The sequence below is a fragment of the Catenulispora sp. MAP12-49 genome (assembly GCF_041262705.1).
GTDB lineage: Bacteria > Actinomycetota > Actinomycetes > Streptomycetales > Catenulisporaceae > Catenulispora.
Map to the genome: position 1 here is coordinate 221,132 of NZ_JBGCCP010000006.1, position 18,892 is coordinate 240,023.

At 71.6% G+C, this 18,892-nt stretch carries 14 protein-coding genes; 5 read left to right on the forward strand and 9 right to left on the reverse strand.

Annotated features, from left to right (window positions below; translation table 11 throughout):
- Positions 1 to 2: 2 nt before the first annotated feature.
- The 3 genes from hemW to ABIA35_RS14980 form a co-directional block, all read right to left on the reverse strand.
- On the reverse strand, positions 3 to 1,229 hold the full coding sequence (hemW, locus tag ABIA35_RS14970) for a radical SAM family heme chaperone HemW (protein WP_370358277.1): 1,227 nt from the start codon (positions 1,227 to 1,229) through the stop codon (positions 3 to 5).
- Positions 1,230 to 1,250: 21 nt separating this feature from the next.
- Positions 1,251 to 2,102 carry an SDR family NAD(P)-dependent oxidoreductase gene (locus tag ABIA35_RS14975; protein WP_370338511.1) on the reverse strand — a complete coding sequence of 284 codons (852 nt, stop codon included), beginning with the start codon at positions 2,100 to 2,102 and terminating at the stop codon, positions 1,251 to 1,253.
- A 208-nt stretch (positions 2,103 to 2,310) separates the two neighbouring features.
- Entirely contained in the window at positions 2,311 to 3,531 is a 1,221-nt protein-coding gene (locus ABIA35_RS14980) for an MFS transporter (protein ID WP_370358278.1), read from the reverse strand.
- Positions 3,532 to 3,764: 233 nt separating this feature from the next.
- Here ABIA35_RS14980 and ABIA35_RS14985 point away from each other — a divergent pair, with 233 nt between their 5' ends.
- From ABIA35_RS14985 to ABIA35_RS14995, 3 genes are read left to right on the forward strand one after another with little or no spacing between them, the layout of a single operon-like run.
- Positions 3,765 to 4,259, forward strand: coding sequence for a GNAT family N-acetyltransferase (locus tag ABIA35_RS14985; protein ID WP_370338507.1), 495 nt, complete (start codon positions 3,765 to 3,767; stop codon positions 4,257 to 4,259).
- Positions 4,260 to 4,291: 32 nt separating this feature from the next.
- The gene (locus ABIA35_RS14990; RefSeq protein ID WP_370358279.1) at positions 4,292 to 6,019 is read left to right on the forward strand and encodes an RNA ligase family protein; all 1,728 of its coding nucleotides are present in this window, start codon (positions 4,292 to 4,294) and stop codon (positions 6,017 to 6,019) included.
- A gap of 6 nt (positions 6,020 to 6,025) precedes the next feature.
- Complete coding sequence (locus tag ABIA35_RS14995; RefSeq protein WP_370358280.1) at positions 6,026 to 8,767, forward strand: RNA repair domain-containing protein; 2,742 nt, start codon at positions 6,026 to 6,028, stop codon at positions 8,765 to 8,767.
- 28 nt (positions 8,768 to 8,795) lie between these two features.
- Here ABIA35_RS14995 and ABIA35_RS15000 read toward each other — a convergent pair whose 3' ends face one another.
- From ABIA35_RS15000 to lepA, 3 genes are all read right to left on the reverse strand, one after another.
- The gene (locus ABIA35_RS15000; protein ID WP_370358281.1) at positions 8,796 to 9,386 is read right to left on the reverse strand and encodes a hypothetical protein; all 591 of its coding nucleotides are present in this window, start codon (positions 9,384 to 9,386) and stop codon (positions 8,796 to 8,798) included.
- Between the two features lie 68 nt (positions 9,387 to 9,454).
- Positions 9,455 to 10,162, reverse strand: a complete 708-nt coding sequence (locus ABIA35_RS15005; protein ID WP_370338498.1) for a PhzF family phenazine biosynthesis protein — start codon at positions 10,160 to 10,162, stop codon at positions 9,455 to 9,457.
- Positions 10,163 to 10,199: 37 nt separating this feature from the next.
- Positions 10,200 to 12,053, reverse strand: coding sequence for a translation elongation factor 4 (gene lepA, locus ABIA35_RS15010; protein WP_370338496.1), 1,854 nt, complete (start codon positions 12,051 to 12,053; stop codon positions 10,200 to 10,202).
- 237 nt (positions 12,054 to 12,290) lie between these two features.
- Between lepA and rpsT the strand changes: the two genes are divergently transcribed.
- Together rpsT and ABIA35_RS15020 are read left to right on the forward strand one after the other, a co-directional pair.
- Entirely contained in the window at positions 12,291 to 12,557 is a 267-nt protein-coding gene (rpsT, locus tag ABIA35_RS15015) for a 30S ribosomal protein S20 (RefSeq protein ID WP_370338494.1), read from the forward strand.
- Positions 12,558 to 12,759: 202 nt separating this feature from the next.
- Positions 12,760 to 15,135 carry a protein kinase gene (locus ABIA35_RS15020; protein ID WP_370358282.1) on the forward strand — a complete coding sequence of 792 codons (2,376 nt, stop codon included), beginning with the start codon at positions 12,760 to 12,762 and terminating at the stop codon, positions 15,133 to 15,135.
- Between the two features lie 67 nt (positions 15,136 to 15,202).
- On the opposite strand, the gene holA is transcribed toward ABIA35_RS15020, so the two are convergent.
- The 3 genes from holA to ABIA35_RS15035 all read right to left on the reverse strand — a co-directional run bounded on the left by holA (position 15,203) and on the right by ABIA35_RS15035 (position 18,853).
- Positions 15,203 to 16,195: a DNA polymerase III subunit delta gene (gene holA / locus ABIA35_RS15025; RefSeq protein ID WP_370347825.1), complete on the reverse strand. Its 993-nt coding sequence runs from the start codon at positions 16,193 to 16,195 to the stop codon at positions 15,203 to 15,205.
- A gap of 96 nt (positions 16,196 to 16,291) precedes the next feature.
- Positions 16,292 to 16,876: an HhH-GPD-type base excision DNA repair protein gene (locus ABIA35_RS15030; RefSeq protein ID WP_370347823.1), complete on the reverse strand. Its 585-nt coding sequence runs from the start codon at positions 16,874 to 16,876 to the stop codon at positions 16,292 to 16,294.
- Positions 16,877 to 16,984: 108 nt separating this feature from the next.
- A complete protein-coding gene (locus tag ABIA35_RS15035) occupies positions 16,985 to 18,853 on the reverse strand; it encodes a tetratricopeptide repeat protein (RefSeq protein WP_370358283.1) in 1,869 nt (622 codons plus the stop codon).
- Positions 18,854 to 18,892: the final 39 nt, after the last annotated feature.

Sequence of the window (18,892 nt, forward strand, 5' to 3'; positions counted from 1 at the left end):
TCTCAGTCCACGAGATCCCGGACAACCGCGTCTGCCAGCAGTCTTCCCTTGAGCGTAAGGACTGCAAACCCCTCGGCCAGTGACCGCGGATCGAGCAGTCCGGCGGCCGCGGCGCCGATCGCGGCCTTGCGGCCGGCCGGTTTGAGGATGCTGATGTCACAGCCGGAGTCCAGCCGCAGTTCCAACAGGATCCGCTCGACGCGCCGGTCCTCGGCGTCCAGCACCTCGCGGGCGTGCGCCGGGGACTGGCCGGCCGCGATGCGCTGCGAGTAGGCGCTGGGATGCTTGACGTTCCACCAGCGCGTGCCGCCGACGTGGCTGTGCGCGCCGGGGCCGACGCCCCACCAGTTGGCGCCGGTCCAGTAGAGCAGGTTGTGCTGCGAGCGGCCCTGCGGCGAGGCGGCCCAGTTGGAGACCTCGTACCAGGAGTAGCCGGCGGCGCTCAGCGCCTCCTCGGCGATCAGGTAACGGTCGGCGTGGACGTCGTCGTCGATCATCGGCAGCTCGCCGCGCTTGACCCGGGCCGCCAGGCGGGTGCCGTCCTCGACGATCAGCGAGTACGCCGAGACGTGGTCGGGGGCCGCGCCGACCGCGGCGTCCAGGGAGGCGCGCCAGTCGTCGTCGCTCTCGCCGGGCGTGCCGTAGATCAGGTCGAGGTTGACGTGCTCGAACCCAGCCTCGCGCGCCTCGCGCACACAGGCCTCGGGCCGCCCCGGGGTGTGCCGGCGGTCCAGGATCCGCAGCACGTGCTCGCGCGCGCTCTGCATCCCGAAGGAGATCCGGGTGAACCCGCCGGCCCGCAGCTCGGCCAGATACGCGGGGTTCACCGACTCGGGGTTGGCCTCCGTGGTGACCTCGGCGTCCGGCGCCAGCCCGAACTCGTCCCGGACCGCGCCGAGCAGCGCGACGAGATCGGCGGCCGGGAGCATGGTCGGCGTACCGCCGCCGAAGAACACGGTCCGCACCGGCAGGTCCGCACCGCCGAGCACCTCGCGCGCCAACCGGATCTCCTCGATCGCGGTGGCGCCGTAGGTGGCCTGCGAGGCGCCGCCGCCGAGTTCGGAGGCGGTGTAGGTGTTGAAGTCGCAGTAGCCGCAGCGGGTCGCGCAGTACGGGACGTGGATGTAGAACGCGAGCGGGGTGCCGGACAGGTCGGGCTCGGCGAGGGCCTGCGGCGGCAGCGATCCGTCTGCGGGGACGGGTTCACCGTCGGGAAGGACACCTGGCATGCCTTTATTGTCCCTTACGGATCACCGCGCTCCGACCCACTGCGCCACCATCGCCTGCACCGCGGACCCGTCGACGTCAGCCAGTTTGGTCCCGACGAACCCGCGGGCCCACTCGGAGGTCTGAACCCGGAACGGCGGGTCCTCGGACTCCAGCACGTCCACGACCGTCGTGGCGGCCTCCGCGGCGGTCTGCGCGTTGCTGAAGGACTGGCGCGCACGGTCGATGTAGCTCTGCAGTGCCGGGCCGTAGGGACCGGCGCCGGCCACCAGCGCCGGCACGTCCAGCCGCTGGCTGGCGACGAACTCGCTGGCCACCGCGCCGGGCTCGACCACCGTCACCCGCACCCCGACCGTCGCCGCGACCGAGGTCAGCGCCTCCATGAAGCCCTCGACGGCGAACTTCGCGGCGCAGTACGCCTCGTTGAACGGCTGCCCGACCACGCCGCCGACGCTCGTGACCGTGACCAGCCGGCCCTTCGACGCCCGCAGGTGCGGCATCGCCGCCCGGGTGACCTCCACGACGCCGAAGTAGTTGACCTCCATGGCCGCCCGGACCGGATCCATCCCGGCGATCTCGATCGTCCCGACCACACCGGCCCCGGCGTTGTTGACCACCGCGTCGAGCCCGCCGTGCGCAGCCGTCACACGCGCCACAGCCGACTCGATGCTCGCCGCGTCAGTGACGTCGAGGCGCTCGACGTGGATCCGGCCCGCGGCCCCGACCGCACCGGCCTGGGCCAGCAGGTGGCCGGCCTTGCCCGGATCGCGCATGGTGGCCACGACCTCCCAGCCGGCGCGCGCGGCGGCGACGGCCGCGGCCAGGCCGATGCCCGAGGAGGTGCCGGTGATCAGAACGGTCTTCGAGGCGGTCATGCGGACTCCACATCCGAGGCGTTGTCGGCATCATCGCACCGGACCGCGGCGGTGTCCGCAAGCAGACGGCACCCGCCCGATCTATCTGCCCGAGCTCATCAGGCCGATCTGTCCAGCCCGATCTGTAGGGCCAAGCTGTCAGGCCGAGCTCATCAGCCCGAGCTGTCAGGCCGAGCTGTCAGCCCGGTCGACCGGCCCGCCTTCAGACTCAGACCGCCTGCACCTCGGCGACCGCGACCGGTCCCGCCTCCATCGCCACAGCCGCCTCCATCGCGGCCAGCAGCGCCGGGGGCCGGATCCGCACCGCCAGCGGCATCGCGCACCCGGCGGCCGCGAACACCGCCCCGATCACGAACCAGCCGGCCGGAGCCCAGTCCACACACGCCAGCGCGAAGACCCCCGGTGCCAGCGACATGGCGGCCCCGGTCATCATCGAGAGCAGCCCCTGGTACTGCCCCTGCGCGTGCTCGGCGGCCAGCTCGTACCCGAGCTCGAACACCCCGGCCTGCTGCACGATCTCGCCGAGCGAGTGCACCGCGGCGGCGACCAGCAGCAGCACCACCGCCGCCCACGCCGGCACCCACCCGATCGACCCGAACAGCACCGCGGCCCCGGCGAAGATCCACCCGGATCGCACGGTGGCCTTCACACCCTTCGCGACCGTGTCCACGCCCCGGCTCATCCGCACCTGCAGCGTCGCCACCAGGACCGTGTTGATCACCAGCACCGCGCCGACGGTCCAGCGCGGAGCGTGCCCCAGCTTGGCGATCCACAGCGGCGCGGCGAACAGCAGCACCTCGAACTGCATGCTCATCAAGCCGATCAGCCCCGCGGAGGCGAGGAACCGCCGGTCCCCCATCGCGATCCACCGGTTGGCCCCCGGCGGCACCGGCAGCGGATCCATCCGCGGCACGCGCAGCGCGATCAGCGAGGACACGACGAACGACAGGGCATTGAACCCGATCAGCCCGACGTACCAGGCGCGCGTGTCGAAGACCAGGCCGAGCCCGCCGGCCACCCCGCCCAACGCGATCCCGACATTCGTCACCGAGCGCAGATACGCCCGGAACACCGCCTTGTCCTCGCCCCCGAACCGCGCGATCATCGCCCCGCGCGCGGCCCGGTTGCTGGAGGCGACCAGGTTCTCGACGATCGCGACCCCGAGAAACTGCCAGAAGCTGTGCACCATGGTGAACCCCACCATCACCACACCGGCCAGCAGACCGAGCACCACGCTCACCTCCCGCGGCCCGCGCCGGTCCGCGAGGTGGCCGACCGGAACCCCGGCGGCCAGCCCGATCAGGCCGGCGATGGTGAAGCCCAGGCCCACCTGCGAGGCCGGCAGGCCCACCGACCGCGTGAAGTACATGACCATGACGGTCATGTACATGCCGTTGCCGATCGTGTTGACGAACGTGGCGACGGCCATGGTCCGTTGAACCCGGTTCTGTGGCAGCAAACTCAAAACACCCTCCCCAGCGGCGAAGGTATCTTCCCAGCCGCAATCTCGCCAACGCCTTGACAGCCAGACCGTACCGTCATGCCCCACGCCCCGGAAAGACCATTACCGCCGCAGGACGATAGACTGTCCTCGCATCTGCAGGCCTCCCGGTTCTCCGGGAGGCTTTTTCTGTTCCCTGACACCCTTTCCGGGAGATTCCCATGCCTGAACTGCTGGTACGCCGCGCCGACTCCGCCGATCCCGTCGACCGCGCGGCGCTGGAGCGCATGTGGCTGATGTTCCGCCACGACATGTCGGAGTTCGCCGAGCAGCTGCCCAACCCCGACGGCTCGTTCCGGACCGAGAGGCTGCATTCGGCGTTGGAGGACGAGAACTGGGCCGCGTACCTGGCACTCGTCGGAGACCGTCCCGCGGGTTTCGCCTTCGTCCGAGCCTTGGAGCAGCCCGCGCGCGTGCTCAACAGCTTCTTCATCGTGCGGGGCGCCCGACGTAGCGGATACGGGACGCAGTTCGTCAAGCAGGTGCTGGCCGCGCATCCGGGCCCGTGGGAGATCGCGTTCCAGGAGCGCAACGTCGAGGGCGCGCAGTTCTGGCGACGCGTGGCCTCGGAGGTCGCCGGCGACGCCTGGCACGAGGAGGTGCGACCGCCGATGGCCGGCGGGACGGCGACGGACGTGTGGGTCGTTATTCCGTAGAGCCGTACGGGATCGGTCCCTACAGTGGCGGAATGCGAGTCCACTATCCCCGCACCCCTCATCTGCCCTGGTCGCCCGGCGCCACCGCAGACGACGTGCGTGCCCGGGATCTGTCAGGGCTCGCAGGCCGCCGCGTCGTCGTCACCGAGAAGATGGACGGGGAGAACACCACTCTCTACGCGGACGGACTGCACGCGCGTTCCTTGGACTCCGCGCATCATCCGTCGCGCGCCTGGGTGAAGGCGCTGCACAGCCGGATCGCCGCACGGATCCCCGAAGGGTGGCGGATCTCCGGCGAGAACCTGTTCGCCAAGCATTCGATCCCTTATGAGGACCTGGACGGGTTCTTCTATGGGTTCTCTGTATGGGACGGCGACCAGTGTCTCGACTGGATGTCGACGGTGGCGTTCCTTCAGGGACTGGGGATTCCGACGCCGCGCGTCCTGTGGGCCGGCGACTTCGACGAGAAGCTGATCCAGCAGCAGCTGAAACTGGATCTGACCCGCCAAGAGGGCTACGTAGTGCGTCCCGCAGAGGGATTCGCTTATACGGAGTTCGCGGAGCGAGTCGCCAAGTGGGTCCGACCGTCTCATGTGCAGACCGACACGCACTGGATGCATGCCGAGGTGGTGCCCAACAAGCTCGGGGCCAAGGCTCCGTTCTGGGCCGTGCGCAGCGGTATGGACGTCGGCGCCGAGGAACTGGCCACTGCGCTCTCTACAGAGCCGCCTAAGCACGACGATCTCTTGGCCGACGCCTATGTGCGTCTTGACGCCGCCGGCTGCTACGGCAACGCGCGCCTGGTCGGCTCCGTCGCCGCGCTTCTGCATCACCGGCCGCGCGCCGCGCTTATGGCAGACCTCGCGGCGTCGTTGGAGATGCCGACCGTGCGGCGGATCGCGGACGTCGTCGGACTCGCTCCTCGTGTGCAGACGGCTATCGACGACGAGTACAGGCGCGCGGGGCTCGTCCGCATGGCGTTCGGCACGGACTTGGCGGTGCTCCACGCCGTCGCCGCCGCCACCGCTCCGGATGCCGCTGCCGCGGAGAACGTCGCGTGGTCTGTGTTGTTCGCCGATGATCTCGCGGTGCTTCCCGGAACGCTCCGGCTGGCCTGCCGCGAGGCCTTCGCCGAGCTTCCCCCGCGAGCGGCCGACCGCTGCTGGGGCGAAGCGCGTCAGCTGTTCGCCGAGGGGCGCATCGCCTCGTCCGAGGAGGCGACGGCGGCGACGTGGCGCTGGCGGGACGGGGCGTTCCCGAAGCTGCTGCACATGGTCGGCGTGTCCGGGAGCGGTAAGAGCTCGACGGCGAAAGCACTCGCGGGACGCGCCGACACAGCGGCCGGCACAGAGCTGGTCAGCCTCGACGACCTGCGCACGGCGCGCGGATCACGAACGGATCAGTCGGCGAACCAGGAAGTGCTGAGCGAGGGTTTGCGGCTGCTCGACGAGGCTTTGGCGCGGGGAACGGACGTGGTCTGGGACGCGACCTCCCTGACCCGGCAGCAACGGGGCTTGGTCGATGCCGTCGCACGGCGCCGCAATGCGCTGGTCGAGCATCTGGTGCATCTGGCTCCGGAGCCGGTGGTGCAGGAGCGGAACGCGGAACGTGCGCATCCGGTGCCCGCGAAGGTGCTGGCGGCCCAGCTGCGCCGCTTCGACCCGCCGTATCCGGGCGAGGCGCATCGCACGGTCTACGCCGACACGGTCGCGGACGATGCGGCCCACGACGTTCTCGCGTACTCCATCTGGGAGGGCTGAACGGCGATGCGTACCAGTCAGGAGATCTATCACCGCGTGCGGTGGGACGCGCGGTTCGACGCGTCGCGGTTCGTGATGGGGCTGGAGCAGCGCGGGCGGGAGCCGAAGCGGGTGCCGCTGCCCTCGTTCGATCCGCAGGGGGACATCCCGTGGCATCGGGTGGTGTTCTTCGAGGCCGACGGCCAGCTGGTGTGGGACCGGGCTTCGGGGGTCGATGCCCTGGACGCCTCCGGGGCAGGGCTGGCGCAACGGACGCGGCTGCTGGCGGCCCCGTTCTTCGAGCCGCGGACGCCGCACGCATTCGTGGACGGTCGCTGGCAGCCGGCGACCGGCCCTTCATCCGGCGCCACAGTCGGCGCCGAACTGCGTGTCCTGACATGGAACACGCTGTGGGACCGCTATGACGGGGCCCTGATCCGCACGGCCGAGCGCCGTCCGATGCTGCTCGCGGCCTTGCGCGACGCCGATGTGGACGTGATCGCGTTGCAGGAGGCCGAGCCGGCGCTGGTGAAGATGCTGCTGGCCGAGGACTGGGTGCGCGCGGAGTGGACGCTCGGCGGCGATCCGCGCTCGGCGGATGTCGCGGACAGCGGGGTGCTGGTGCTCAGCCGGCTGCCGGTGATCGAGGCCGGGTGGCACGCGCTGGCCCGGTACAAGGCGGTCACGGCGGTGGTCGTGGAGACGGCCGCCGGCCCGGTCGTGGTCGCGAACACGCATCTGAGCAGCGATCACTCCACCGACGGCGCGGGGCTGCGCACTCAGCAGCTCGGGCAGCTGGCTGACGGGCTGCGGGACATCGACGCTGTGCCGGTGGTCCTGGTCGGCGATTTCAACGACGACAGCGAGGCTCCGGCCACGCGCCTGGGCATGACCGACGCGTGGACGCAGGTCCATGGGGTGGCGGACGAGACCGCGACGTTCGATCCGGTGGCGAATCCGCTGGCTGCGGTGTCGTCGCTGACCGGGCAGGCGAAGCGGTTGGACCGGGTGCTGCTGCTGGGCGCCGCGGCTTCGGACGCGCGGCTGATCGGCGAGGTGCCGAGCGGCGACGGGCTGTTCGTCTCGGACCACTACGGGATCACCGCGGTGGTTGCTCCCACTGTCGCGACCACGAGCATGTCGGGCGCGGCCCCGGCTGACACGCCGGCGATGGACACGACACCGACCGCTCGCACCGCCGTCGCCTGGATTCCGCCGGTCTCGTCCTGGGACGGGATCCAGGAGGTCCGGCAGCGGCTCGATCCCCAGGTGCTGCGTTGGCCCCCGCATGTCAATCTGCTGTTCGGCTTCGTCTCCGAGTCGGAGTTCGATGCCGCGATCCCTTTGCTCGGCAAGGCCGCCGCCACCGTCGGCCTGTTCGCGACCGAGCTCGCCGACGTCCGGCACTTCACGCATCGCAGCGACAGCACCCTGTGGCTGCGGCCCACCGGCGATGCGTGGCAGAAGCTGTATGCCGCGCTGGTCGAAGCGTTCCCGGCCTGCCGAAGCCGCGAGACGTTCACGCCGCACCTGACGATCGGCAAGGTCTCGGATCCGAGCCGGACGCCGGTGAAGATCGCACCGATCGCAACCGAGGTCAGAGAGCTGGCGGTGCTCTCGCGGCGCGGTGACGGGCCGATGGAGGTGCGCGCGGTCATCGAGCTGGGCAGCGGGGCGATTCGCTGGATGGACGCCGAGTCCGGCGATCCGGCCGCACCGGGTACTTCGGCAGGTCGGCGATCTCCCGATCTCGACCGGCCGGCCGCGACCCTGACCAGCCGCATCACCGAGGCCCTGCCCGAGGCGGTCGTCCACCTGACCGGTTCCCGCCGCACCGGCACGCACCTCGCCGGCGCGGACGTCGATCTCGTCGCGGCGGTCCCGGGCACGCCGGATGTGGACGTGCTCGAACGGCGTGTCGCCAAGGCACTCGGCGACGGGCACCGGGTGCGGCAGCTGGTCGCCGCGCGGGTGCCCGGCCTGCGCATCGTCGCCCCCGGCCTCAGCGCGGACCTGGTCCTGGCACCGACCGGCGACATCCCGCCTGCCGAGGCTGTGGCGCGGCGCATGGAGCTCGGCGAGACGATCGCCAGCTCCCTGTCCGCGGTCTCCGACGCCGAGGCGCTCCTCGCCCTGCGCCCGGGCCCGCACGTGCGGCAGGTCAAAGCCTGGGCGCACGCCCGCGGCCTCGACGCCGCCCCGCTCGGCGGACTCCCCGGCCTGGCGTGGGCGCTGATGGCGGCACGCTGCCACGACCTCACCGACTTCTTCGAGACCTGGGCCGCCCACACCTGGCGCACCCCGATCCCGACCCCCACCGCCCCGATCCGCGACCTGACCCTGCACCTGACACCCGCGATGCGCGACCTGATCACCGAGGAGCTCTACGACGCCTGGGAGACGGCGACGGCGAACCCCGACCCGCTCCCCGCACTGCTGGCACCGCCCCCGATGCACCGCCGCCACCGCCGCTGGGCCGTGATCAGCCTCACCGCCCCCGACATCGAGCAGCGCGACGTCCTCGAAGGACGCGTCCGAGGCCGCCTGCGCAGCCTCCTGTCAGCCCTCGACGAAGCCGGCACCACCGCCACCCACGCCTGGCCCCGCCCCTTCCACACCACAGCGACCGAACTCCGCACCGCCATCGGCCTGGGCCGCACGCCACCCACGCGCGAGGAGCTGAGCGCGATCGCCAAGCCGTGGCTGCGCGGGTTGGGCGGGGTGACGGTGGAGCTGGCGGCGAACGGGGATGTGCCGACGCTGGTGTAGGTGGCAGGAAGGCTGGTTGGAAGTTCGCTCAGCCGTCCTGTCCGACAGCTGCGCCGATGAGTTCGTCGATGTGGTCGGCGGTCAGCCCCATGGCCCGACGGGCTCGCATCCGTTCGACGGCGAGCAGTTGACCGTCCGGTTCCTCGTCGAGGTCGTCAACGGTGATCTCGGCCAGGCCGCCGTACAGCGCGACCAGGCCGCGGGTCGCCCACGCTGCGGCTTCCCGGTGGTGGCCGTGCAGTTGGAGGGTCTCAGTAACGAAGACGACCATGTCAGGATCCTCCAGGCGCAGCTTGCGTGCCGCCTCGATGACCGCCAGCGCCTCCTCGTCACGGTCCCGCCCGAAGAGGAATTCAGCGAAGAAGCCGTGCACGCCCCCTGCGACGAAGCCGCCGTCGTCGATCGCCGCCCGGTACAGCTCCTCGGCGGTGGCGTCCTCCCCAGCCATCGCGTAGTACTCGGCGGCCTCGGTGTAGTTCTGGGCCCGCGATCGGGGATCCTCGTCGCCGTCGCCGCGTAGCGCCTTCGCGATGGCGAGGCTCTCTTCGCGGCTGCGCGGCGGGAAGAGCCGGTCGCTGGAAACCGGCTGCGAGGTGCGGTGGGCTTTGCGGCGTGCCATCGGCCCAGGATAATGCCGCGCACAGCCGTCTGGGGACGAAGTGGCGCCCGCCCCAAGGAGGCCGCGGCCTAAGCCTCTCCGCCGACCGTCACCGTTCGCATCCCATCCCCCGCGACCCGGCCGCCGATCTCGGCCCAGCCCTCCGCCTTCGCCGGCCGCGCCAAGATCTCCGAGCCCCAGCCCTGCCGGATCACCAGCGGCCGGCGCAGCGCCCCGACCTGCCGCATCGCCGCCGAGCCGGTGGCCTCGTCCTCGTCGACGCCACTGTCCGCGGCGAACACCCGGGCGCGCATGATCCCGTTCGGCTCGTCCGTCCAGGCCCAGAACTGGTGGCGCCGGTACTCCGGGCCCGGCGGGACCGCCAGGGTCTCCACCGCGGCCTCGTCCGCGACCTGGACCAGGCCCCAGTCCGGGGCGTCGGCGATGCGGCCCCGGATCCAGGTGCGGCCGCCCTCGGCCCAGGTCGGGACCTCGGCGGCCTTCTGCGGGCGCAGGGTGGGCACCCCGCGGCCGGACAGGCGGGTCAGGAGCCAGGCCGTGCCGACCAGGGGGTGGCCGGCCAGCGGGAGCTCGGCGGCCGGGGTGAAGATGCGCAGCCGGGCGTTCTCGACGTCGTCGACGAACACCACCTCGCTGAACCGCAAGTCCGAGGCCAGCTTCTGCCCCGCCGCGGCGTCGAGGTGCGCGGCGTCCAGGACGACACCCAGGTTGTTGCCGAACAACCCGTGCGCATCGGTGAACACGCGGACTATGTGGACGTCGGCCATCACGCTCATTCGAGCAGGCTACAGCCCGCACCCGGCCGCGCGGCCCCTACTTCTTGGCCTTGTCACCCGTCTCGTTGGTCAGCGCGGCGATGAAGGCGTCCTGGGGCACCTCGACCCGGCCGACCATCTTCATGCGCTTCTTGCCTTCCTTCTGCTTCTCCAGCAGTTTGCGCTTGCGGGAGATGTCGCCGCCGTAGCACTTGGCGAGCACGTCCTTGCGCATGGCGCGCACGGACTCCCGGGCGATCACCCGGGAGCCGATCGCGGCCTGGATCGGCACCTCGAACTGCTGGCGCGGGATCAGCTCGCGCAGCCGCTCGGTCATGCGCACGCCGTAGGCGTAGGCCTTGTCCTTGTGCACGATCGCCGAGAAGGCGTCGACGGTCTCGCCGTGCAGCAGGATGTCCACCTTCACCAGGTCCGCCTGCTGCTCGCTGGTGGGCTCGTAGTCCAGCGAGGCGTAGCCGCGGGTCTTGGACTTCAGCGAGTCGAAGAAGTCGAAGACGATCTCGGCCAGCGGCAGCGTGTAGCGGATCTCGACGCGGTCCTCGGACAGGTAGTCCATGCCCAGCAGCGCGCCGCGCCGGCTCTGGCACAGCTCCATCACGGCGCCGACGAAGTCGTTCGGGGTCAGGATCGTCGCGCGCACCACCGGTTCGTGGATCGCCATGACCTTGCCGCCGGGCATCTCCGAGGGGTTGGTGACGATGTGCTCGGTGCCGTCCTCCATGACGACCCGGTAGACCACCGACGGCGCGGTGGCGATCAGGTCCAGGTTGAACTCGCGGTCCAGGCGCTCGCGGATGATCTCCAGGTGCAGCAGGCCCAGGAAGCCGCAGCGGAAGCCGAAGCCCAGGGCCGCCGACGTCTCCGGCTCGTAGACCAGCGCCGCGTCGTTGAGCTGCAGCTTGTCCAGGGCCTCGCGCAGCTCCGGGTAGTCCGAGCCGTCGATCGGGTAGATGCCGGAGAACACCATCGGCTTGGGTTCCTTGTACCCGCCGAGGGATTCGGTGGCGCCCTTGTTCAGGGTGGTGACGGTGTCACCGACCTTGGACTGGCGCACGTCCTTCACACCGGTGATCAGGTAGCCCACCTCGCCGGCGCCCAGGCCCTGCGAGGGGGTCGACTCCGGGGAGATGACGCCGATCTCCAGCAGCTCGTGGGTGGCGCCGGTGGACATCATCTGGATGCGCTCGCGCTTGTTCAGGTTCCCGTCGACGACCCGGACGTAGGTGACCACGCCGCGGTAGGAGTCGTAGACCGAGTCGAAGATCATCGCCCGGGCCGGGCCGGTCGGGTCGCCGGCCGGGGCCGGGACCCGGCGGACCACCTCGTTGAGCACGTCCGGGACGCCGACGCCGGACTTGGCGCTGACCCGGAGCACTTCCTCGGGCTCGCAGCCGATCAGCCGGGCCATCTCCTCGGCGTACTTCTCCGGCTGCGCGGCCGGCAGGTCGATCTTGTTCAGCACCGGGATGATCTGCAGGTCGTTCTCCATGGCCAGGTACAGGTTGGCCAGGGTCTGCGCCTCGATGCCCTGAGCGGCGTCGACCAGCAGGAGGGTGCCCTCGCACGCCGCCAGCGAGCGCGAGACCTCGTAGGTGAAGTCCACGTGCCCGGGGGTGTCGATCATGTTCAGGATGTAGGTCTTGCCGTCGTCGGCCTGCCAGGGCAGCCGGACGGCCTGCGACTTGATGGTGATGCCGCGCTCGCGCTCGATGTCCATCCGGTCCAGGTACTGCGCGCGCATGGCACGTTCGTCGACCACACCGGTGAGCTGGAGCATCCGGTCGGCCAGGGTCGACTTGCCGTGGTCGATGTGGGCGATGATGCAGAAGTTGCGGATCAGCGCCTGGTCGGTCTTCGACGGCTGGGGGATGTTCGGCGGAAGGGCGGGCACTCGACGGTCCAGTCTGTCCGGGGTACGACGTGATGGGGATGCGATCGTGGGTTATTACACTGCCACCTATCGTCCCACGACCCACGGGGTTACCGGGAACGGGTATATGGGGACGTCACCGGCCACGTGCCCGGTTTGGGTCCGCGCACGGCCGCCTGTTAGTCTGGTCCCTTGCGTGGCGCGTGCGTTGCCTCGCGCCCACCACCATCTCACTCACCAAAGTAGAGGCATCTTTCAGTGGCGAACATCAAGTCCCAGATCAAGCGGATCAAGACCAACGAGAAGGCGCGCCAGCGGAACAAGGCCGTCAAGTCCTCGCTGAAGACCGCGATCCGCAAGACCCGCGAGGCCGTCGAGTCCGGCGACACCGCGAAGGCGCAGGAGCTGGCCCAGGCCGCCTCCCGCGAGCTGGACAAGGCCGCCTCGAAGGGCGTCATCCACGCCAACCAGGCCGCGAACAAGAAGTCGGCGCTGGCCAAGAGCGTGAACGCCCTGCAGGGCTGACCCTCTTCCCTGCCATGCGGTCCCTCTCGCCGCGGTAGAGAAAACGAACTCCCGATCGGCGCGGCCCCTTCCCCAGGGGCCGCGCCGATCGTTCGCGTTGGCCGGCACCCTTACCGCGACGTGAGGCGTCGGGCCGCCGCGCTACGCTGAGCACGGGCGCCGCAGGCACCACACGGGAATCACTGGGGGTGGGGACGACTTCATGGAGCCGCTGCGATCGGGCGATCCGAGAAGGATCAGCAGCTACGAGATCCTGAACCGGCTCGGCGCCGGCGGGATGGGGCAGGTGTACCTCGGACGCTCGCCGTCCGGGCGCCGGGTGGCGGTGAAGGTGATCCGCCCCGAGCTCATCAACGACGCCACCTTCCGCCAGCGCTTCCGCCGCGAGGTCACGGCGATGCGCCAGGTGTCCGGCTTCTTCACCGCCCCGGTGGTCGACGCCGACCCCGACGGCGACCCGGCCTGGCTGGCCACCGCCTTCGTCCCGGGCCCCTCCCTGGAGAGCGCGGTCGAGGACGCCGGCGCGATGCCGCACCAGGACGTGCTCCTGCTGGCCGCCGGCCTGGCCGAGGCCCTGAACGCGATCCACCGCGAGGGCCTGACGCACCGGGACCTCAAGCCCGGCAACGTCCTGATGGCCGACGACGGCCCCCGCGTCATCGACTTCGGCCTGGCGGTCACCGCCGAGACCTCCGGCCTGACCCAGGCCGGCACCGTGGTCGGCACCCCCGCCTTCATGTCCCCCGAGCAGGTCTCCGGCCAGCACGTGGGCCCCGCCTCCGACGTCTGGTCCCTGGGCGCGGTCCTGGCCTACGCCGCCACCGGCACCTCCCCCTTCGGCGACGGCGGCACCATGGAGACCATGCTGCGCGTGATGAACGGCGAGCCGAACCTGTCCGGCCTGACCGGCACCCTGGCGCAGCTGGTCAGCGCGTGCATGATGAAGGACCCGAACGCCCGGCCGACCCCGGCCCGGATCCTGCAGGTGCTGTCCGAGGGCGCCGGAGTGCAGCCGACGATGGCGATGGAGGTGCAGCCGCCGGTGGCCGAGGCGGCCGGCGCGGGCGCGGGTGCGGGCGGCGGCGCTCAGGCGGAGCCGGTCTGGCCGAGCGGTGAGAGCGCGGCTCACGCGCAGGCACAAGCGCAGGCGCAGGCGAGTCAGGCGGCGGCGACGGCTCGGGACTCGGGACAGAATGTCGGACCGGTGTCCGGGGCGAGTCCTGCGACGCCTGCCTGGAACTCGGGCCAGAACGCTGGACCGATACCCGGTCCGAATCCTGCGACGCCGGCTTGGAACTCGGGGCAGAACGCTGGTCCGAATCCTGCGACGCCTGCCTGGAATTCGGGCCAGAACGCCGGTCCGGTTCCTGCGACGCCTGCTTGGAACTCCGGCCAGAACGCCGGACCGACACCCGGTCCGAACCCTGCGACGCCTGCCTGGAACTCGGGCCAGAACGCCGCACCGGCTCCGGCACCGGGTCCGGCACCGACCTGGGGCTCGGGCGGCGGCGTGCCTTCGCAGCCGTCTCAGCCCTCTCAGCCCGCGCAGCCCGCGACCCCCGCGTGGGGCTCCGGCCCTGGCCCCGCCGCCTCCTCGCAGCCGTCTCAGGCTTCTCAGCCCGCGCAGCCCGCATGGGGCTCCGGCCCGGTCGCCGGGCCGGCTTCGGGTCCGAACCCCGCCGCGTCGACCTGGGGGCCCGCCCCGTCGCAGCCGTCGGCGCCGGCCTGGAACTCCGCTCCTTCGGCGTCGTCGTCGCCTGCGTGGGGTACGCCCTCGCCGAACCAGTGGTCGCAGCAGACGTCCGGCCGGCAGGGGTCCCCGGCCTCGCCGATGTACCAGGCCGCGCCGCCGACGCAGGCCGCGCAGGCGGCGAGCCCGTGGATGCAGCCGCAGCCCTCGCCGCCCTACGGCGTGCCGATGCCGGGGCCCGCGCCGGCCAAGAAGAACCGCAATGGCCTGATAGCCGCGGTCGGCGTGGCCGCGGCGGTGGTCATCGGCGGCGGCGTCGCGATCTACCTGGCCGGCAGTGGTTCCGGCGGTTCCTCGGGCGGCTCCAGCGGCGGCACGTCCGGGGGCACCCTCGGCGGCAGCGGCGGTATCGGCACGCTGACCCCGATCGCCGCCGACTTCCACCTGTCCGGCCTGCTCACCGACGCGGACGCCGCGCAGTACCTCAAGTCCACGCCGGCCGCCGCCGCCCCGACCGACGACTCCACGGACGACCCCACGACGTACGGCAAGGACTGGACGGTCAGCTCCACCAACGCCGAGCTGCGGATCCAGGCCTCGAACTACAAGAGCGACAGCAAGCAGGCCACCAGCGACTTCCTCAGCCACACCTCGACCCTGGCGACGGACACCCCGTTCGAGGACGAGGGCGCCCTCGGCAACTCCGACAAGACCGAGATCCAGGTCTCCACGGACAAGAGCAGCGGCCTGCAGCACTGCCAGATCGAGGTACTGCGCGGCGGACTGGACGTGAACATCGTCTTCGTCGAGCCCGGCTCCGCGGCCGCCGCCCACGCCGACGTCCTGAACATCGCCAAGCAGGTCGCGAGCCGCCTGCCCGGGAAGTAGGCCACAAGCGATTCACCGGTCGCAGCCACGCCGCACGATCTCGTGCGCGCGGCTGCGACTGGTTGTCTCAGCGAGTGCCCTGCCCGCGGGCCCGGCACACCGTCACCACACACCGCTCCAGCGCGTAAGCCGGATCGTCGCCGCCGCCCTTGACCGCGGCGTCCGCCTCGGCCACGGCCAGCAGCGCGGTGCCGATCCCGTCCGGGGTCCAGCCGCGTACCTGCTGGCGCACCTTGTCGATCTTCCAGGGCGGCATGCCCAGGTCCCGCGCCAGATCGGCCGGCCGCGCACCTCGCGGGGCCGAGGCCACCCGCGCCACAGATCGCACCCCGGCGGCCAGGGCGCTGGTGATCAGTACCGGGGCGGTGCCGGTGGCCAGGGCCCAGCGGAGTTGCTCCAGCGCCTGGGCGGTGCGGCCGTCGACGGCCAGGTCGGCGACGGTGAAGCCGGACACCTCCGCGCGGCCGCTGTAGTACTTGGCGACCACGGTCTCGTCGATCGGGGCCTTCGCGTCCTCGGTGGTGTCGGAGATCAGCTGCGACGCGGCGGCCGCCAGCTCGCGCAGGTCGTTGCCGACCGCGTCCAGCAGCGTGCGCGCCGCCTCCTCGGTGATCTGCCGGCGGGCCGCCTTGAACTCCTCGCGCAGGAAGGCGATGCGCTCGGCCGGCTTGGTCACCTTCGCCACGTCGATGCGCGCCGCGCCGGCCTTCTCGACCGCGGTGAGCAGCGCCTTGCCCTTCACGCCGCCGATGTGCACGACCACCAGCGTGATCTCCTCGGCCAGGTCGTGCAGCACGCTGGTCAGCGTGGCGGCGTCCTCGGCGGCCAGGTCCTGCGCCGAGCGCACCACCACGACCCGGCTCTCGCCGAACAGCGACGGGCTCACCAGCTCGGCGAAGGTGCCCGGGCTGAAGTTGCCCGGGGCCAGGTCGCGCGTCTCGGTCTCCGGATCGGCGGCGCGCTTGGCCGCGACGACCCGGCCCACGGCGCGGTCGACGAGCAGTTCCTCGGCCCCGACGACGAGGACGAGCTGGGGCGGGGCGGCGGCTTGGGCTGGCATCGGGTCAAGCATGGCACGCGCCGGTGACAAGTCCCTATTGCCCGGCTACAGCGAAGCCCGGCGGATGTGCGGGCGGCATCGGTCGCCCGGGCCCCGCTACTCCCCCGCCTTGGCCTTGGCGGCGGCCTTCATCTCCTTCTTGAAGGCGCGCACCTTCACCAGGCTCGCCGCGTCGGTCACATCGGCCACCGACCGCGTCGAGCCCCGCACGCCGTAGTCGCCCGCGGCCTCCCGCCAGCCCTTCGGCGTCACGTCGAACTGCTTGCCCAGCAGCGCCACCAGGATCTGCGCCTTCTGCTTCCCGTACCCGGGCAGCGCCGCGACCCGCTTCAGCAGGTCGGCGCCGTCCTTCGCACCGGTCCAGACCGCCGACGCGTCGCCGTCGTAGTCCTCGGCCACGGCCCTCGCCAGCTTCTGGGTGCGCTCGGCCATCGCCTTCGGGAAGCGGTGGATCGCCGGCACCTCGGAGAACACGGCCACGAACTTCTCCGGGTCATATGCGGCGATCTGCTCGGCGTCGAGCTGTTCCACCCCGAGGCGCGTGGCCAGCACGTACGGCCCGGAGAAGGCCTTCTCCATGGGGATCTGCTGATCCAGAAGCATTGCGGTCAGTACACCCAAGGGGTCCCTCGCGAGGAAGGCGTCGGCGTCGGGGTCCTGGGCCAGATGCAGCGTCACCATGCCCTCAGCCTGACAGAACCGCCGCCTTGCCACTGGCGGTTCTGGTCCGTTCGAGGCACCAAGCCCCAAGCACTAACCACCAACCACCAACCACCGGGCCGCGCGGGCTCAGTCCTCGGACTCCAGCCGCTCGACGACATCGGCGATGAACGCCCGGCCCTTCGGCTCCAGCCAGGGACACGCCAGGACCAGGTGGCACATCGACGCCAGCACCGTCACCGCGCGCTTCTCCGCCACCTGCATGAACTGGCCGACCCGGTTCAGCAGCCATTCCAGGACGTCCTCGCGCGTCTCCGGGAACGCCCACCCCGTCGCGACCAGCGCCATCCCGGCGGCCTCGCACACCCAGTCCTCGGCGCCGTTCAGCAGGTCGACCAGGATCCGCCGCCGCTCCGAGTCCCCCCACGGCTGGTCGGCGCGGTGGTGCGCGATCCCCATGCACACGATCGTCTGCACGGAGCGCACCCAGTAGTCCGGCACCTCCATCGCGAACCCGCCCTGCCACGGCGCGTCCTGCGGCACCGGCGGATGGGCCAGCACGCCGAGCAGCTCCGCGACCGGCACGCCGGCCAGCGCGACCGCGTGGTCGTACAGGGCCGTCGGGCCAGGCCAGTTCGGCGTGGCCAGGTCCCGCACCAGTGCCAGGGCCCGCGCGGATGGCGGCTCGACCGCCGGGAACGCGTCGCAGCCCTCGTACCGCCACACCCGCACGCCGACCTCGGCACCCGGCAACCGCGGATCAGGGTCGCCGGTCTCCAGGAACCCGACCTGCAGGCCGGGTATCACCAGCCGCAGGGTGGTGATCGCGCTCGGCGGCTCGATGATCGACAGCGACATCTCCCCGGACACCGTGAGGTTGTCCGCCTCGACGAGCTGCCGCAACAGGTTGACGCAGGCCTCGGTCCCGCCGGTCACCCGGCCCAGCCACGGGAACCGCTGGACGTGGTGCCCGACCAGGTAGCCGGCGTAGTCGTGGTCGGGGTGCGCCCGGTGGTGGTCGGTGAGCTCCAGCAGGTGCGCGGTGTCGCCGTCGGCCTCGAACCGCATGCCGAGCAGCGCCGGCGCGGCCTTCTCGTGCTCCGGCTCGGCGGCCACCAGCTTCTCCAGCAGCGCCAGGCCCTCCGGGCGCCGACCGGTGAAGGCCAGCAGCTCGGCCAGATCGACCACCAGGTAACTCTGGCCCGGGTCCTGCTCGATGGTCCGGGTCCACAGCGCGATGGTCTCGTCCACGCGGCCCGCCCTTCGCAGGGCGTTGCCGAGCATGATCGCCCCCATCGCCCCGGCGCCGGACCGGACGGCGGCCTCGCCCCACTCCAGGGCCAGCCCGATGTCACCGAGCCGCCGGGCCAGGCCCGAGGCGACGGCGGCCAGCTGCGGGTCCTCCCCGCGGGCCAGCACCGCCCGCACGACCTCGGCGAAGGGGACGAGCGCCGCACGCTCCTCCTCCGCCACCGGGTCGCCGAGGCCCTGACACAGCCGCAGTACAGCCTGCGTCAGCGGCTCGGCGCTCAGCCGCGACGGCAGCTCCGGGTCCGCGAGCCACGCCACCGCCGCCCACGGCCTCACCGGCGCCGCGGCCATGACCCCGGCCAGCAGCATGACCGCCTCGTCGGGCCGGTCGAGCGCGGCCAGCAGGCCGGCCCGGCAGGCCAGTGTCCCGGTGTACCGGGACGTACCCGGGAACAGCTCCAGGGCCGCCACCGGACCGCCGACCCGCGCCACGAGCTCCGCCAGCACCTCGTGCGCCTCCGGCAGCGACGGGTCGGTCCCGATCGCGCCGGCCACGTGGTCGGCGGCGTGCCCGAGGTCGCCGCTGTCAAGGATCAGTCGCGCGACGGCGACCTCTCCCTCGGCTTCCAGACGCTCGCAGCACCCGGTGTCGCACGCGTTGGTGTGCGCGTGGGTGTGCTGCTCGGCGTCCTCGTCGTGCGTGCCGTTCGTGTCGCTGCCGTACGTATCGCTGCCGTGCGTGTCCAAGTGCCGGCTCCCCTCCAGACTCGGCGTCGGATAGGGACA

Bases quoted from the DNA above. Each gene is read 5' to 3' on its own strand.
- ABIA35_RS15030 (WP_370347823.1), bottom strand. From the start codon at position 16,876: ATGGTGACGCTGCATCTGGCCCAGGACCCCGACGCCGACGCCTTCCTC.
- ABIA35_RS14980 (WP_370358278.1), bottom strand. From the start codon at position 3,531: ATGGCCGTCGCCACGTTCGTCAACACGATCGGCAACGGCATGTACATG.
- ABIA35_RS14985 (WP_370338507.1), top strand. From the start codon at position 3,765: ATGCCTGAACTGCTGGTACGCCGCGCCGACTCCGCCGATCCCGTCGAC.
- ABIA35_RS14975 (WP_370338511.1), bottom strand. From the start codon at position 2,102: ATGACCGCCTCGAAGACCGTTCTGATCACCGGCACCTCCTCGGGCATC.
- ABIA35_RS15000 (WP_370358281.1), bottom strand. From the start codon at position 9,386: ATGGCACGCCGCAAAGCCCACCGCACCTCGCAGCCGGTTTCCAGCGAC.
- ABIA35_RS15020 (WP_370358282.1), top strand. From the start codon at position 12,760: ATGGAGCCGCTGCGATCGGGCGATCCGAGAAGGATCAGCAGCTACGAG.
- ABIA35_RS14990 (WP_370358279.1), top strand. From the start codon at position 4,292: ATGCGAGTCCACTATCCCCGCACCCCTCATCTGCCCTGGTCGCCCGGC.
- ABIA35_RS14995 (WP_370358280.1), top strand. From the start codon at position 6,026: ATGCGTACCAGTCAGGAGATCTATCACCGCGTGCGGTGGGACGCGCGG.
- holA (WP_370347825.1), bottom strand. From the start codon at position 16,195: ATGCCAGCCCAAGCCGCCGCCCCGCCCCAGCTCGTCCTCGTCGTCGGG.
- hemW (WP_370358277.1), bottom strand. From the start codon at position 1,229: ATGCCAGGTGTCCTTCCCGACGGTGAACCCGTCCCCGCAGACGGATCG.
- ABIA35_RS15005 (WP_370338498.1), bottom strand. From the start codon at position 10,162: ATGAGCGTGATGGCCGACGTCCACATAGTCCGCGTGTTCACCGATGCG.